The organism is uncultured Jannaschia sp., assembly GCF_947494055.1.
Lineage (GTDB): Bacteria > Pseudomonadota > Alphaproteobacteria > Rhodobacterales > Rhodobacteraceae > Jannaschia.
Genome location: NZ_CANLTR010000057.1, coordinates 1 through 15,131, shown reverse-complemented (window position 1 = coordinate 15,131; position 15,131 = coordinate 1). Strand labels below are relative to the sequence as shown.

General features: G+C 64.5%; 15 protein-coding genes. 3 read left to right on the top strand and 12 right to left on the bottom strand.

The features are described from left to right. From Q1A87_RS21215 to Q1A87_RS21205, 3 genes are all read right to left on the bottom strand, one after another. Window positions 1-2,422: type IV secretory system conjugative DNA transfer family protein (locus tag Q1A87_RS21215; protein WP_299656199.1), on the bottom strand; the 2,422-nt coding region annotated here is incomplete at its 3' end. 11 nt (window positions 2,423-2,433) lie between these two features. After that, on the bottom strand, window positions 2,434-4,458 hold the full coding sequence (locus tag Q1A87_RS21210; RefSeq protein WP_299656196.1) for a relaxase/mobilization nuclease domain-containing protein: 2,025 nt from the start codon (window positions 4,456-4,458) through the stop codon (window positions 2,434-2,436). Next, window positions 4,455-4,931, bottom strand: coding sequence for a DNA mobilization endonuclease VirD1/MobC family subunit (locus Q1A87_RS21205; RefSeq protein WP_299656193.1), 477 nt, complete (start codon window positions 4,929-4,931; stop codon window positions 4,455-4,457). Before Q1A87_RS21205 ends, Q1A87_RS21210 begins: the two co-directional genes overlap by 4 nt. A gap of 913 nt (window positions 4,932-5,844) precedes the next feature. Between Q1A87_RS21205 and Q1A87_RS21200 the strand changes: the two genes are divergently transcribed. Together Q1A87_RS21200 and Q1A87_RS21195 are read left to right on the top strand one after the other, a co-directional pair. Further along, the gene (locus tag Q1A87_RS21200) at window positions 5,845-6,567 is read left to right on the top strand and encodes a division plane positioning ATPase MipZ (RefSeq protein ID WP_299656190.1); all 723 of its coding nucleotides are present in this window, start codon (window positions 5,845-5,847) and stop codon (window positions 6,565-6,567) included. Further along, entirely contained in the window at window positions 6,567-7,211 is a 645-nt protein-coding gene (locus Q1A87_RS21195; protein WP_299656188.1) for a hypothetical protein, read from the top strand. Before Q1A87_RS21200 ends, Q1A87_RS21195 begins: the two co-directional genes overlap by 1 nt. A gap of 91 nt (window positions 7,212-7,302) precedes the next feature. Here Q1A87_RS21195 and Q1A87_RS21190 read toward each other — a convergent pair whose 3' ends face one another. From Q1A87_RS21190 to Q1A87_RS21170, 5 genes are all read right to left on the bottom strand, one after another. After that, window positions 7,303-7,875 carry a hypothetical protein gene (locus Q1A87_RS21190; RefSeq protein ID WP_299656185.1) on the bottom strand — a complete coding sequence of 191 codons (573 nt, stop codon included), beginning with the start codon at window positions 7,873-7,875 and terminating at the stop codon, window positions 7,303-7,305. Between the two features lie 99 nt (window positions 7,876-7,974). Beyond that, window positions 7,975-8,220, bottom strand: a complete 246-nt coding sequence (locus tag Q1A87_RS21185) for a hypothetical protein (protein WP_299656182.1) — start codon at window positions 8,218-8,220, stop codon at window positions 7,975-7,977. Between the two features lie 9 nt (window positions 8,221-8,229). Then, window positions 8,230-8,418 carry a hypothetical protein gene (locus tag Q1A87_RS21180; protein ID WP_299656179.1) on the bottom strand — a complete coding sequence of 63 codons (189 nt, stop codon included), beginning with the start codon at window positions 8,416-8,418 and terminating at the stop codon, window positions 8,230-8,232. Next, window positions 8,415-8,798: a hypothetical protein gene (locus Q1A87_RS21175; RefSeq protein ID WP_299656176.1), complete on the bottom strand. Its 384-nt coding sequence runs from the start codon at window positions 8,796-8,798 to the stop codon at window positions 8,415-8,417. The genes Q1A87_RS21180 and Q1A87_RS21175 overlap by 4 nt, the downstream gene beginning before the upstream one ends. Further along, window positions 8,798-9,082 (bottom strand): hypothetical protein, encoded by a 285-nt coding sequence (locus Q1A87_RS21170; protein ID WP_299656173.1) that lies wholly within the window; start codon window positions 9,080-9,082, stop codon window positions 8,798-8,800. The genes Q1A87_RS21175 and Q1A87_RS21170 overlap by 1 nt, the downstream gene beginning before the upstream one ends. A 510-nt stretch (window positions 9,083-9,592) precedes the next feature. Between Q1A87_RS21170 and Q1A87_RS21165 the strand changes: the two genes are divergently transcribed. Then, window positions 9,593-9,856 (top strand): hypothetical protein, encoded by a 264-nt coding sequence (locus Q1A87_RS21165; protein ID WP_299656170.1) that lies wholly within the window; start codon window positions 9,593-9,595, stop codon window positions 9,854-9,856. 74 nt (window positions 9,857-9,930) lie between these two features. On the opposite strand, the gene Q1A87_RS21160 is transcribed toward Q1A87_RS21165, so the two are convergent. From Q1A87_RS21160 to Q1A87_RS21145, 4 genes are all read right to left on the bottom strand, one after another. Then, window positions 9,931-10,143, bottom strand: coding sequence for a hypothetical protein (locus Q1A87_RS21160; RefSeq protein WP_299656168.1), 213 nt, complete (start codon window positions 10,141-10,143; stop codon window positions 9,931-9,933). Between the two features lie 564 nt (window positions 10,144-10,707). Beyond that, the gene (locus tag Q1A87_RS21155; protein ID WP_299656165.1) at window positions 10,708-11,070 is read right to left on the bottom strand and encodes a hypothetical protein; all 363 of its coding nucleotides are present in this window, start codon (window positions 11,068-11,070) and stop codon (window positions 10,708-10,710) included. Between the two features lie 871 nt (window positions 11,071-11,941). Continuing rightward, window positions 11,942-12,832 (bottom strand): DUF2493 domain-containing protein, encoded by an 891-nt coding sequence (locus Q1A87_RS21150; protein WP_299656162.1) that lies wholly within the window; start codon window positions 12,830-12,832, stop codon window positions 11,942-11,944. An 892-nt stretch (window positions 12,833-13,724) separates the two neighbouring features. Then, complete coding sequence (locus tag Q1A87_RS21145) at window positions 13,725-14,756, bottom strand: IS110 family transposase (RefSeq protein ID WP_299656159.1); 1,032 nt, start codon at window positions 14,754-14,756, stop codon at window positions 13,725-13,727. Window positions 14,757-15,131 lie beyond the last annotated feature (375 nt).

Here is a 15,131-nt window from a genome sequence, read left to right as displayed (position 1 = left end):
TCAACCGCATCGACGAACTCACGCCGTGGAATTGGCAGCCACGCTGAATGTCAACGGCGGTCACGCCGGACGGATACTTCTGAGAGACTTTTTCTCGCGCTTCCTTCAACCGCTCCAGCGTCTTGTTTACTCTCATGGTGGATGATTGCCTGAAGGTACGATCCGGAGCCTTCAGAGGTGCAACAGTCTCGTCATCCTCCATCGAGGCGACAACCTGTTGAGGAGTCGCTTCTGAGACTGACGCTTCGTCTGGAGCGAGGTTTTCCGACTGTATCGCCTTGGTTTCCTCTGTATCTTGACCAAGCTCTTTACGGCGCGTGTCTTTCAATCGATTTGCCAAGCCGTCCACATCAAGGATCAACTGCTCCAGGCGCTCGATAAGCCGCTGGTGTTCCAGTTCATCCGCCTCGGATACGTGGATGGAGATTATAGCCGGTGATTCATCGGTATTGGTCGATGGGACTGGCACCGGTTGCAGCCTGTCCGATCCAGCATCCATCACTTTGCCGGTGTCGTCCTCGCCGCTGTCGCCTCGGTCAGTTGCTACCAGCTTGGATTTGTCGATGTTGGATATGACAGGTGACGATGCCGTGGCATCTGCCACCGTGTCGTCCAGCTCGACCGCCTCACCCTCGATCGTCTCGTCGTCCGTCTCGTCGTCGAACTCGTCGAGATCGTCACGGTCGTCGATGAAGTCGCCGTCGAAGCGTTTGGGCAGCGCGCCGTCGCTCGGACCCGGCTCTTCGGGATCGTAGGGCTCGATCTCGGGCGGTTCGGGATAGGGGCCTTTCTGGGATTCGAAGATCCGGTTCAGTTCGCGATCCTCATAATAGGTCACGCGATGCGCCAGGATCGGCAGCATGTTCTGGACAAGAGCGACCACCTGCGTCTCGCCCAGCAGACGGACCTGCTCCGGCCGGATCAGCCGCGCGCTCTCCGTCCGCTCCGCGTAGGAGGTCGACAGCTCGCCCCCCTTCCACGACTTGGAACGCGTCTTGCGGGTGTAGTCGCCGATGGCCTTCGAGATGTAGTCCGGCGTTTCCTCGTCGGCCGGCCCCATGAAGAGCTGCACCCCGCAGTTCGAGATGAACGTGCCGGCCCCGTCCTTGCCGTAGAGGTCGCGCAGCGACGAGATCGTCTGCACGACGAGCATCACCCGGACGTTGTATTCGCGCAGCGTGGTGATTGCCGTCTTGAGGTTGTCCATCCGGCCCAGCGACACGAACTCGTCGAGAAGCATCAGCACGGGATACTTCTCGCCCTTCTTCTTGTCCGGCAGGCTGCGCTGGAGGATGGCGACGGTCTGCTGGAAGATCAGCCGCACGAGCGGCGCGAGCGGCTCGATGTCGTTCGGCGGGATCACGAGGAAGATCGAGGCCGGCTTCGAGCGCAGCGTGCCGAGCTTGAAGTCGCTGGCGGCCGTCGCGTCGCGGACCATCGGGTCGTTCCAGAGGCCGAGGCCCGCGTCCATCAGGATCGACATGTAGGCCGACAGGTGCTTGTCGTCCCGATTGGCATACTTGTTGAAGACGGCGCGCGCCCTTGCGGACCGGACTTCCTTCGCCATCAGGGAGAGGGCCATCTTGTCCTTTCCCTCCCCCGACAGCGCGTCGTGGACGGCCGCGATGGTCGGCGTTCCGCGCTGGACCATGAGGAGCGCCGTCGCCGCGAAGATTTCGCGCGCACCTCTGAGGAACCCCTGCGCGGTGTCGCCGTCGAGCGCGAGGAAGGAGGCCGCAAGCCGCCGCGCCTCGGTGAAGCGCCGACGTTCCGGGGTCTCCACGATGGCGTCGAGCGGGTTGAACCTGTGTGTTCGGCCGTCCGGGTCGTAGGGCGCGAACTTGTAGACCCGATCCCCCATCGCGCGCCGATGGCGGGCGGTGTTCACGTAGTTCGCGCCCTTCATGTCGAGGCAGACGATCGAGCCGGGATAGATCAGCAGCGTCCCCGTCACGATGCCGACGCCCTTGCCGACGCCCGTGGGCGCGGCGATCAGGCTGTGCGGTATCTTGACCGACGTGAGATACTTGCCCCGTTTCGAGGGCGTCGTCGTCTTGCCGAAGATCGGGCCGTTCAGCTTCTCAACGTTCGAGAGGAGCTTCGCCCGCTTCATCTCGGCCTCGGTCGCCCACCGGGCCGATCCGTGGCTCGTCAGAGCCCTCTGCATTCCCGCGATCGGAAACAGGACGGCCCCGGCCAGGGCCACGCCGCCGCCGATCATCGCGGAGGTCCGGAAGGGCTCGGTGATGTACTGCCAGGAGACCGGAAGGAACGCGAAGATCGTCCCGAACCCGATGTTGGTCATGTCCCCGCCCCGGACCCAGGTCGCGTAGCCGCCGGCCGCGAGGAGGCCGAGCAAGGACCCGATCACCAGCCCCCCCAGGGCCAGCAGCAGGATGTCCTTCGTCTTGTCATTCGTCATGTGCCGCCCCCTCAGATGTCGTAGTCGTCGCTATCGCGGTCGCGCTCGTGGATGGCCTGCCGTGCCTCGTCCGAGAGTTTGATCCCGTGCTCGCGCTCGTAGTCCCTGATCTGGCGATCGGTGTCGGCGCGGCGTTCGGTGTCGTCCTCGCGATCCCGGCCGGCGTCGCCGCGATTGAGTTCGCGCAGCTCTTGGCGGTCCTTCTCAGACAGCGTGATGCCATGCTCTTTCTCGTAGGCTCGGATTTCGCGGTCGATCTCCGCATCCCGGTCGGCGTCTGGCTGGCGATCCTCCGGCGAGGGCCGGTCGTTGTCCCTGTCCCGGAACGCGGCCGCCGGTTGCGGCGCCTCGTCCCGGTTCGGGATGGCGCCGCCGGAATAGTCCTCGGCCTCCCGCTCCCGGACGGCCGCAGCCCGCGTGCGCTCACCCGCCTCGTCGACACGAAGCCCCTCGCGGACCAGCCGCGCGTCGTCGTGACCGGTATAGCCGGGGTCCTCGCGGACTTCCGCGACCTCGGCATATCGCTCCTGCACGATGTCGCGCGCCTCGCGGTAGACGTTCTGCAACTCGCTCCGCATCCGCGCGAGCGCCGCATCGCGGTCCTCGATGCTTTCCGGCCCGTCCCCCGACAGCGTGCGGGACTCCGCCCGCTCGCGCTCCTCGGCTTCTGCGAACTGCCGGGCGAGCCCCCGCGACGGAATTGCGCCGGAATACCGCTCCACCGTGGCCTCCGGGTCGAGGCCGTAATCCCGCGCCACGTCCCGCGCCACGTCATCGGCCGCCGTCTTGACCTGCCGCGCCACCGGGTCGGAGGGCACGATCGCCTCGAACCGCCCGCTCTCGTCGGGCTCGACGAACGCCTGCAAATCGCCCGGATCGCGCAAGTACGGCACGGTGTTGGCCTTCAGCTCCGCGATCTGGCGCAGGAAGCGCATCCGCGTGGCGTCGTCCTCCACGTCCACCACATCGGTGTCGAGGCGCTCGAGTTTCCCCCGCACCTCCATCGTCACTTCCTCCAGCCTGTCTGCCATCTTCTGTTCTCCTTCCGGTGAGAGGTTGCCGTAATGGCGGGTCGTGATCGCCCGGCCCTCCGAAAGATGTTCGGAGATCTCGTGCAGCATCTTCGCCTGGTCGGGCAGTTCGCGCTCGATGGCGCGGGCATCGGCCGCGAACTGGCGGGCGAAGTGCAGGAGCGACGCCGCCGCGCGGATCGCCGTCTCGTGGGTATGCTCGGGCGCCTCGGCCTCCCGGTCCTCTTCCACCGCCCGCCGGTATTCGGCGTCGGGTACCGGTCGGTCGTGCAGGCCCCGCGCCAGCCGTGTCGTGGCTTCCAGCTCGATCCCCTCGCGCCCGGCGACATCGACAAGGACCTCGCGCATCCGGTCGTAGTTCACGTCGCCGCGCTGCGAGACCTTGAGCCATTCGCCGTTCTCCAGTCCGCGCCGGTACACGACGACGTGCATGTGCGGATGCGCCCGGTCGGTATGGAACGCCGTGTAGTAATCGTAGCTGTCGCCGCCGTGCTGGCCGGACCCGAACATCTCTTCGGCCCAGGCCCGCCCCGCGCGCTCTGCCGCGGAATGCGGCGCGTCCTGTGGAAAGCTGACGATGAAATGCGACGTGCGGTCGGCTCGGTCGGCGCCCTCGGGCGGCATCCGCCATTCCTTCTCCATCCGCGCGGATTCCTCGGCGTCGAGCGCGATCCCCATCATCGCCTCGGACCGCTGCAACGGCTCCGCCCCGTCCCGCGACAGGTACGCCATCTGGTCGCGCAATCCGCGCACGTCCGACGTCCCGCCGTTCCGGATCATCTTGACCACGGCCTGCGACTTTCGTCCCGGAAGCATACCACCGGCAAGCCCCCGCTCCACGTCCACCCGGTGCGCCGCCCGCAGCCCGAACCGCGCCCCCTGCGCCCGCCGCGCCCGCCCCGGCTCGATGATCGCCCAGTCTTCGCCCATGACCGCATCGAGCGCGGAGACCTCGGGGCCGGCCCCCCTGCCCCGCTTCAGAAACGTGGCGACCTCGTAACTCATTCGTCGGCCTCGCGGCCGAGCCGTGCCAACCCGTCCTCCCGCCGCGCGGCGAGATCGAGGATGATCTGCGTCTCGCCCTGCACTCGAGCCAGAACTTTGCCGAGCGCCGCGCGCTCTTCCATGAACGCCCGGTAGTCCGGATCGCGGGTCCGGTTGGCTGACTTGGCGATCTGGTTGATGTTTCGCGCCACCCCCACGAGCTGTCGCGCGACGTCGCGCAGCGCCTCGACCTGGGCCGGATCAGCCTCCACGAACCCGCCGATCCGGCGCGCCGCGATCCGAAGCGCGCGGTTCCGCTTGATCCCGAGCCGCGCGATCTGGGCGTCGAACTCCGTCAGCTCGGCCTCGGTCAGCCGCACCGAGATCGTCTTGTCGGCGCGAACCGGGGCGGGCTCGGCGTCGGGATCGACCCAATCACCGCCCTTCATCACGCGCTTCTTCCAGTTTGGCGTCTGATCGTCGTCGGTCGGCATCGGGGTCGCTCCCAGGGTCGGTTGGCCTTCTAATAGCAAATGTTCTACATTTGAATATATCCTGCCAACTACTAAACCGAACCGTTACTTTTTTATTAAAGCCAGTCAATGGCAAGAAGCAGAAGGCCACGGAGAAATACTAGGGGCTAGCGCCAGCTCTCAGATGCCCCTGAGGGGCTGGTAGGACCCGCTGAGAGGGCATCTCGGCAATCGGTGGCTCTGGGCACTATGGGCATACAGATCGCGCCTGTAAGCGCGCCCATGAAGACTATGGTACGTCAGATGCGCTAGATGCGTCTAATACGGTAACTGCGTCATGTGCGATCTATGCGTCAAGTACGGCAACTGCGTCAGACATGTTCGATGTGCCTGATGCGGTAACGGCGTCAAGAGCGTCCAGCGCGGTAGATACGGCAGTTACGTCATCTGCGTCCGGTACGGTAGATGCGGCAGTCACGTGATATGCGTCAATTACGTCTGCTACGGTACTTACGGCAAATGCGTTTAACGCGTCTGATGCGTCAACTGCGGTAGCTGCGCTAGAAACGTCAAGAACGGTAAATGCGTCAGATACGTCAGATGCGTCGCCTGCGATACATACGTCAGACACGATAATAGCGTTAGATGCGTCCAATGCGTCCGACACGTCAGGTACGTCGGATGCGGTAGTAACGTTAGATGCGTCCGATACGGTATGTGCGACTGACGCGTCAGCGGCGGTGGTCACAGTAACTACGTCATATGCGGCCGTTACGTTAGGTGCGGTAGTTACGTCACACGCGTCAGATGCGTCAGATACGGTAGTTGCGTCCCACGCGTTAGGTGCATCAGATACCTCCATTGCGATCGCCAAAATCGGGTGGACAAAAACCGATACGTCTCGAGATCGGACAACGGGCAGCGAGGACAAGTCGTGCAGAAAATCACATTCATGGCCTTTAAGGGCGGAGCCGGGAAATCGACCGCGCTGTTTCTAATGACGTCGGTGCTGAACAGGCGGGGCATCCGGGTCGGTCTGGTCGACGCCGACGAAAACAAGTCCGTCCTTAAATGGGAAAGGCACGCACGCGGAATTGGGACTTGGGACGACGAGAACATCAAGGTCTATGATGGTTGGGGCGAAGATCGCTTCGAAGAAGCATTCGAGGAAGCCGAGCGCGACAACCCTGACTATCTCCTGATCGACACCAAAGGCGGCGGATCCGATCTCAACCAAACCGCGGCCTTGAACGCCGACCTCATCGTGATCCCGACCGATCTCGGAGTCGGCGAAATCGATATCGCGCTCGAGACCATGGAGTACGTTATGAACCTTCTGAACGCCGCAGAAATGGATATTCCGACGGCCTTTTTGCTGAGCCGCGTCGTGACCGATGACAGCAAGTTCACTGAGGCGAACCGGACCGCCATGAGGATCTTCGAAGACCTGCCGGCGTTCGAGGGCAGGATACCGACCAGTGCATATTACAAGGATATGGCCGGCACGGGTCCGATGAACCTCTATGCAGACTATCTCAGAACCCACGACAAGATGACGATGCGCGCTAGGGCACCCCAGACGCGCCTTTGGCTCAACAAGGCCGAACCCGTGGTCGATGAAATCCTCGCCGCCCTGCCTGTGAAGGAACTCGCGTAATGGCACTCAAGAAATTGCCAAGAAACCTGAGCTACGAAGCGATCCGCCATAAGCATCCGCCGACACCGAACCACGCTCGCGGGACGGCGCCCGTCGAAGACGTGAAAGCGGAAGAAGCGACTACGCCGACAATCACGATCGAGGACGATCGCATGATCGCCGCTCCCGATGATCCGGCCTCAGTCCCAGGGACACCCACAGAGGCAACGCAGCATCGGGCACGGGTCGAAGGTCCGCGGCGCAACAGCAAACCGGCGCGTCGCTCGACAGGACCCAACACAGATACGCCAGCGAATAAGAGCGTGAGGGTCAGGGGATACGTTCGTATCCCGCAAGCCGGAGAGCATCGAGGTTTCGACGAGTTGCTAGAGATATACGGAGAAAGAGATGCCCTTTCGTTGGCGCTCTCGACCGGCATGGCGTCGTATGAAGCTGCACTTCGCCAGTCCAAAGTACTCGTTCCTCCGTCACGTCCCCATCGAAGATCAGGACGTGTCGAGACATCGAGATCAATGCCACAGGAGTTATACGCTAAAGCCGTCGAACATCTCGACCCCAAGGGAATGCTCGGTCGGTCGCAAATCGGTAGCCGTATTCTCGACCTTGCACTGGCTCACTACCTCAAAAAAAGCTTGACCAAGTAATTCTCCGAACCGTCCCCGCAGCGCGCCTGGCTGAACGACAAAAGCCCCACCAGAGGCGGGGCTTTCACATGGCAGGGCAGGGGAGGGGGCGCTACTCGTCGGACAGTCGCGCCATCGCTTCGCGGACGAGGGGCCGGTCGGACGGCTTCCGGCGGCGGCTCACGGAGCCCTCATCGTCGATCATGTCGAGCCGCTCGGTCGTGCGCCGCGTCATCCTCGATCCATCGCCGGCGACGTTGATCTCCACCTCCGGTGCGATGCGGATGTAGGAGCCGTCCGCCTCCAGCCAGCTCTCGTCGTCGGCCGCGCCTTCGACTTCGCGCTTGATCGAGCCGTCCGCCTGCACGGTGATCCAGACATCGCCGACCAGGACGCGGACGCCGTAATGGTCGACCTGGAGGCCGGACCAGCCGATCGCCTCGGGGTCGCGGCGCAGGATGATCTTGTCGGGGTGGAGCTTGATCTGCACATCGCCCGCATCGCCGTGACCGCGCACCACAAGGACGGATTCCTTCGCCTTCGGATCGTCGGTAACGCCGGCGACCCCGTTCTTCGGGCTCCAGAGCCGCGGGTCCTGCCGCCGCCGGCCGTCCTTGTTGCGGTGAAAGGCGATGAGGAGCTGCGCCGACTTCCACGCCGACTTGATGGGGGTGAGGGCGTTCATGGGGGGCCTTTCCATCGGGTATGATCTTGTCCCGATCCTATCATGGGGGCCACGAAGGGCCAAAGAAATAAGGGGTTTGAGGCGGCTTCCCGCCCCAATTCAGGCGGCGGCGTCGGCCTCCGTCCGGAAGCAATCGAGAACCTCGTCGGTGGACGAATAGACCGCGTAGATCGCCCGTTCCTGTACCACGTCGAAGTCCCGGCGGCACATCTCCACCACCCGCAGGTCGTGGTCGCAGTAGGCGCAGACGCCGCCGTTGCGGTACCGGAAGGCGCACCATTTCGGCAGGCCCTTCGGGTTCGCCTCGGCCTCGAGCGCGATCTCGGCCGCGATGAGGTTCTGCACCTCGACCGACTACGCGGTGTCGCGGATCGAGGGATGACAGTCGCCGTACCGGAAGTCCGGTCCTTCCTCGTAGCCGAAGGCCATGCCCGGATGGCGCTCCGCCAGGAGCCGGGCGGTGATCTGCGCGGCCCGTTCCTTGTCGCTGTGGATGACGAAGCGCCGGGGCGTCATCGAAAGCAGAAAGACGGACCAGATCATCGTGCGTCCTCCAGTTCGCGGGTGTCTTCGGCCACGGCGGCGATCGCGGGCTCGGCGCGCAGCGCGGCCCGGCGCAGCAGCGCCCGGCCGTCTGGCTCGTCGGTGGGGATCGTCACGGCATCGACGAGCCACGCATCCGAAAGTTGCCCGGTGCGGCCAGTCGCAAGGTCGCGGACCAGGGCGATGTGCCCGCCCGCGATCCGCTTGGTCACGAACCGTCCGCACTCGACAGCGGTGTCGTCGCGGGGCAGCCACGCCATGACCTGCACCTTGCGGCCTCGGATCAGGGCGATGGTGCCGACCGGCACGGTGCCGGCGGCACGGATGCGACTGCCGAGCAGCGCACGGCGATGACGCTGGGGGTTGTACTGGCGCAGCATCACACGATCTCCTCGAAGAGAGCGGCCACGCGGGCTTCGAGTGCGGCGGTCTCGGCGTCGTCCTCGGTCACGTCGCGCCACGGGTATTCCGAGGCGGAATTGATGCGCCCGATGAGTGTTTCGATTTCCGCCCAGCCAAGGGACGTGAACGCGCCGCACTCGGTGGCGATCTCTTTGATCTCCGGGGGCAGGGCAGGGGTCTGCTGCAAGAGGCGCAGTCCGGCGAGGATCATGGCCAGCTCGTAGCGGTCGATGTCGGTGAGGGTACAGCTATGCAGGGGCATGGTCGTCTCCGTGGTGAGGTTTCCCAATCCTGTTCGGATCACCCCCTGCGAAGCTGCCTCTCTCTCTTTCCTACCCCGATAGGGGAGGGGGGCCGGCAGGCCCCGGCCTGGAGGATTTCTCGTACCCGGTCGGGGTGGACGGTCCGGTTCGGCAAGCGTGCGGGGCGGAAACTGTCCACGGGCTGCGAGGCGGACGCGCCCCCAGATCGCGAAGGGAGACGAGTGGCCGGTGGGCAGGTTCAGCACCCGCTCGCACCGGCGACCGTCACCCGAAGGGCCGAGACCTGGCCCGCTGACCGACCATTCGGCCGCGTTGGCGGGCGGCTCCGGAGGAGACGGCCGGCGGCGCATCGGGCCGATGGGAGGGCCGGGGGGCGGGGCTCGGGGAGACCCGCGCGCAGTGGGGGCCGAGTAGGGCGCCAAGCGCACGGCGCAGGCCGTGCGTGGAGGGGCCATGACACGAACCCACCGTAAGAATATCAAGCCGGGACAGGATCAGGAAGGAAAAACGTGCCAGATTATTTCGTCCACGTGCGGAGCGGATGGCGTCGATATCGGGATCAACGCGGTAGAAACTTGAAGGATCGTGCCTCGGGCGAGGCGTATGTCATCAAGATGATCCAAAGGATCGTCCAAGATCATCCGCCCGAAGGGAACGAGCATGAGCTCGGGGTCATCGTCCAAGACGCCGCGAACAGGGGGATTTACAGGGCGAAGCTCGATTTTATCAGTGAGTGGGCTGACGAACCGCAGGAGAAGGTCGTGATCCAGTAGTTTCGTTGTCTGCGCCGGCCTTGGCCGGCGTCGCCTGCCAGGGCGAAGGGCGGCCCGAAGGCCGCCGCAGCGGGTCACTCGTCGATCGGCGGCTCGCCGTCGCGCGGGCTCGGCTGGAAGGCGACCAGCTCGGTGACGGCGACGGGGAAGTCGAGCTTGATGGAGAGGAAGGTTTCGCCGGTGTCGCGGCGGGTGTTCTCGAAGACGGCGCCGACGCGGCGGTAGCGGCGCTCGGTGCGGCCGTTGCGGGTGAACTCGTAGGGGACGTTGAGGGTGTAGGTGGTCATGTCGGTCTCCTTTGCTTCCGATGGCGCTTGGAAGGCGGATCGAAAGAGGGGCGGGGGCAACGGCAAATGCGGAGGGTCTGCGCCTGAAGGGCGTGGAAGCCGTATTTGCCGTTGGCGAGCCGAAGGGGAGTGCACGCCCGGCCCGCGATCCGCCAAGTGCCATGAGGGAGGAAGTGAAGGAGGCCGGGGTAATCGCCGGTGCCGGAAGGTCTGTCCCGCGTGGTCACGAACGGCCGGACTGTGTGCTGCCGTCCTGCGTCTCGATGCCGTCCTGAACACGCGCCGCGAGGGCGGTGAAGCCGCGTCGATCGAGCGTCACCCGCGCTTGGCGTCAGCGGGCCGGTTGCCGCCGGGACAAGCGGCGGTGGGCCGGTTGACGAGTGATCCGCGTGGCAACGAGGGCCAGATTCTGCTACCTTGGCGGCGGGGATGTCTGCGAGGCAGCATCATCAGGCCGGGCCGGGCGCGCTGCCATGCGACCGGCCCGAAGCATGTCGCGGCATCGTGGATTGACGCGCCTCGGTGGCGGCGGCGAAGCGGCCCCCGAAGGGGCCGCACCTGGCGTCAGCCAACCCATCCGACGATGGCCGCGACACTGACCGCGGTCAGGGTGAGGCTCAGGCACCAGAGCCGGCGCGTGAGCTTGGCGATCCGGGCATCCCGAGGGTCAGGACTGTCTTCGCAGGGCTCTGACATCCGAGGGGACATCGGCGGCTCTTCAGGGGTTCGGTTGTTCCGCGCGATGACTGCGGCTTGGGCGTCCTCCCACTGGGACGGCAGGGCCTTGTCATCGAGCAGGTCGGCCAGTCGATGTGGCTCGGCCTCGATCGCGGCGAGGAACTCTCCGAGGCTGTAATTCGGGCGGGGCTGTGTCTTCTGGGAGTGGACCTTGTGATGCCTCCGATCGTTACGAGCGTGGTCGGTCATGGGTGGTCTCCTGTGATGTCGCTCGCGCTGGATTGCCGAGCATGGCCGAGCCCCCCGAAACCGGACCGCGCCGGGTCAAGGACGCCGCAGGCGCCGGCGGAGCCGGGCGGAAAAGTCTTCCGGGCGCATCGTCGCCTCCTGCGCCGCAGCCGCCGGTATGACTGACCGTGCCAGGCGGTGCGACGGTGCCGAAGAGTTTTCCGATCCTTGAGGCGGCGTGTTTCGGGGGCGCATCCGGAGGATATGCTTGGCGGTCCAGTGTGTGCGTTTCCCGATCAGCAGCCGGCGGTAGACGCGCGGTGGAGGGCTGACGCGGAGACGGCGATGGAGGGGAGGGAGCGGTCGCGGAACGCGATCCCGACCGGAGCGCAATCGGCGGCAGAGCGACAGACCGGAGCCGTCGCGGGCGCCTCGGCTGCGGGTCCTGGGCGCGACGCCGCGCGACTGCGCGACGGGCCGCAGGTCCGTTCCCTGCCCGACACGCGAAGCCGAGGGCAGGGGCGACGGCCGCGACCTGGCGGGTCACCCCGGAAGGAAGCGGTCCCGCAGCCTCCGGCGTCGCTTCCCCGCCTTCCTTGCCCGGCCCGAAGGGCCGTATCCTGAGCTGCGGACCCGATCCCTTGCGCGGCCTTCCGGGCCGCCGCAGGCGGGGTGGAAGTTAACAGCCGCGCGCCGTTCAATCCTGCGCCGCAGGCGCTCTCGCGCGGATAGCGCAGGGCCGGGGCGGGCGGGGCCGGCAGGGCCGGTTCCGCCCGCCCCGGTCAACCCGAGCCCGATCGCCGCCAGGACGACGGGGGCGACCTGGGGCGGCGGGCACGCGAAAAGGGCGACCCTTTCGGGCCGCCCTCTCGGGGTTCGGGATGGGGCGCGATTACTCGCGGGCCGTCTCCGGCTTCGGGATGCGGGCCACGGGCAGCTTCTTCGCCTCGGCCTTCTCGGCAAGGTTCAGGCCGATGCCGCCGCCGCCGAAGAGGATCACGCCACGGATGCGGGCGGTCAGCATCTCGTCATTGGCGCGGAACGGGGCGGCCTTGTTGAAGGCGGACCAGTTCGGGCGGAACATCACTTGCGGCACCTTGCGGCTCTTGGCCCATGCGGCGGCGATCCGCTCCGCGCCGCGCGATCCTTTGTGGCACAGCACCATGTCGGGGCACTTGTCGCGGGCCACGTCCAGCCGCTTCCAGATCGTCGCGCTGTCGATCCAGTCGGCATCCCCGGCCACGGCGATGAACGTGCCCGCGACCTTGTTGCGCTCCGCCTCGGCGCGGTCTGCGGCGTCCAGCAGCTTCTTCGCCTCGAACACGGCGCCGGTCTCCATCGCGCGGCGCGTGGTGCGGTCGCCGGTGACGGGGGTGTAATGCTCGCCGGTCTCGTGCTCGTAGTGCTGCGCGGCGCACTCGGCCATGATCTTGAGGGCGTCGGCCTTCTCTTGCAGGATCGTGTAGAGCCGCGTGGTCTGGTCCAGCTCCGCCTCCGCAATTTCGCTGCCGTCCTGCGATGCGATCAACGCGCGGGCCTTCACCTTCTGGCGGTCGGCGGCTTGGTCCAGCGACACGGCGCGGCGCTGCAACATGGTCGCGAAGGCATGGGCGAGGGGTTCCACCTCGGACGCGAGGCCGGTGCCTTGCAAGGTGCCGATCAGCGCCTCGAACGCCTCGCCCACGGCGCGGCCTTGCAACTCGTCGTCGTTCGGAATGGGCAGGTCGTCGCTGCCGTTCTCGGTGAGGCCAAAGAGTTCGATCTCGTCATAGGTCGTGAGCATCGGAGTCGTTCCTGAATGTGCGCCGGACATTTCCGGCTTTGGAGGGGAGCGCCATCCGCTTTCCCTGTCTCCTTTTTATGAGTTAATTACGGCCTAAGCTAATGCTTTATTTACGTTTTCCGCTAATTGTTTGCTTGCTTCAATTCCCTGGTTCCGCTTGTTCTGATCCCCGAATGAGGGAGCACACTCCAAATTGATTTATCAATTCGGAATACAAAGATAATGGCGTTTTAGCGCCGCCTTATTCTTGATTACGGACAGACCCGTTGGGGGCATCGCTTGTTCGTCACCCGTCGGTCGGTCGCACGGCCAGAACAGGACGGGGCGGGGGGACGGGGGCAACGGCAAATGCGGAGGGTCCGCGCCCGCAGGGCGTGGAAGCCGTATTTGTCGTTGGAGAGCCAAAGGCGACCGGACCCCCGGCGCCCCGCCCCGTCAGGTTCGATCAGGCCGCGATCGGCACGGGGGACGGACAGGCGATGCCCCGGGGCGCTGGTCCGGAGGGAAGCCCCGGCCGAGCGGCGTTCGGCGCGAAGCGGCGAATCTCCGAGGACGGCCTATCCGCCTGGTGCGACGGAGGGGCGTTCGGCTTGTGTGGATGCCGCTCAGTTAGCAAGGGAAAAACTTGTGTGGATGCCGCTCAGTTAGCAAGGGAAAAACTGAACCTTCGGAGAGTGATCGAGCGCGTGCTTGTGTCAGACCTCAGTAGTGCGGCTTAACAAGCGCCGCGGGCCGGTATGGTGATGCGTGGATCAGGCCCAAATCTTGTCCCCGAACTCAAAGTTCCGAGCCGAACACTGGTTTTCCCGATCCTGATCAAACGATCATTTTTCCATTCAGTTGCTGTCTTCCTTCACTCCCCGGCGTACCGATCGCTCAAGCCTGTCAGCAGTTACACTGCGGCCTGCACCATCGGATCTCGATAATCCTGATTTCGGGTCAGCATCGCCCAGATGCTTCGCGCCATTTTGTTTGCCAAGGCGATGACAACGAGCATCAGCGGTTTCTTTTCCAACATTCGCGCAAGCCACGAACCTTCGGCGGCGCCTTTTCGAGATGCCCACTGGGCAACGGCCATCGCGCCGACGATCAACAGTCGCCTGATGTCGCGCTGTCCCATTTTCGAAGTGCGGCCAAGCCGCTGTTTGCCGCCCGACGAGTTCTGCAGCGGAACCAGACCCAACCAAGCCGCAAAATCCCTGCCACACCGGAAGCTTTCCATCGGCGGCGCGAAAGTCTCGATTGCCAGGGAGCAGATCGGCCCGATCCCCGGCATGGTTTGTAGCCGGTGCGAAACCTCGGACCGTTTCGAAAGAACGCCGATCTCCTTGTTGAGTGACGTGATCTTTTCGCTGAGCTGATGGATCTGTTCGAGCAGCATCCGGCACATCTCCCGGGCAACATGGGGCAAGTGCGTTGTTTCATCGAGAATGATGTCTTCGAGCTTGGGCAGATAGTTGATCCCCTTCGGTGCAATGTAGCCGAATTCATAAAGATGGGACCGCAGGGAATTCACCAAGTCGCTTCGCTGATGGATAAACTGCTGTCGCACGCGAAAAGCAACGGCACGCGACTGCTGACCCTCATTCTTGGGCACGACGAGCCGCATGGTTGGCCGTTGTGCAGCCTCGACGATAGCTTCAGCATCGGCTGCGTCGTTTTTCTGCCGCTTGACGAAGGGTTTGACATACCGGGGCGAGATCAGCTTCACGGTATGCCCGATCGCTGCCATCTCTCGTGCCCAGAAATGAGCGCCGCCACACGCTTCCATCGCAACGACGCACGCTGGATGAGCCGACATGAATTTAAAGAACTGAGGGCGCGAGAGCTTCTTTCGGAAAACCACCGATCCATCCATCGCAGCTCCGTGCAGCTGGAAAACGCTCTTTGCCAGATCCACTCCTATGATTGAAACGTTTTCCATAGATGCCCTTTCCTGTTTCTGTGGTTGGTAACACCACAACTCTGCCACGTTGTGATGCCGTCGGGGAGAGCGGCATCCACCCCATCTTGTCCGAACCCCCGGGTCGCGATGCGAGGGGCTCGGTGTCAGGCTTCAGGCAAAACTAACCTTCCGGTCACATCGCTGACCCAGATCGGTGTGAAAGAGAAAACCGGCCGTTCGTGCCTTGTGCAGAGAACTACCGAAAAGAGCCCTCTTAGGCTGATGCTGCGTGACCGACGAACGACCGATATGCGAGAAGACGATTCTAGCATTGTCTGTAAGCGGGAGCTGGGCCCCACGCCGGTTTCAGCTTGACGGATTGAAGTTCCAGGGGAGGAGTTCGTCGATCCGGCT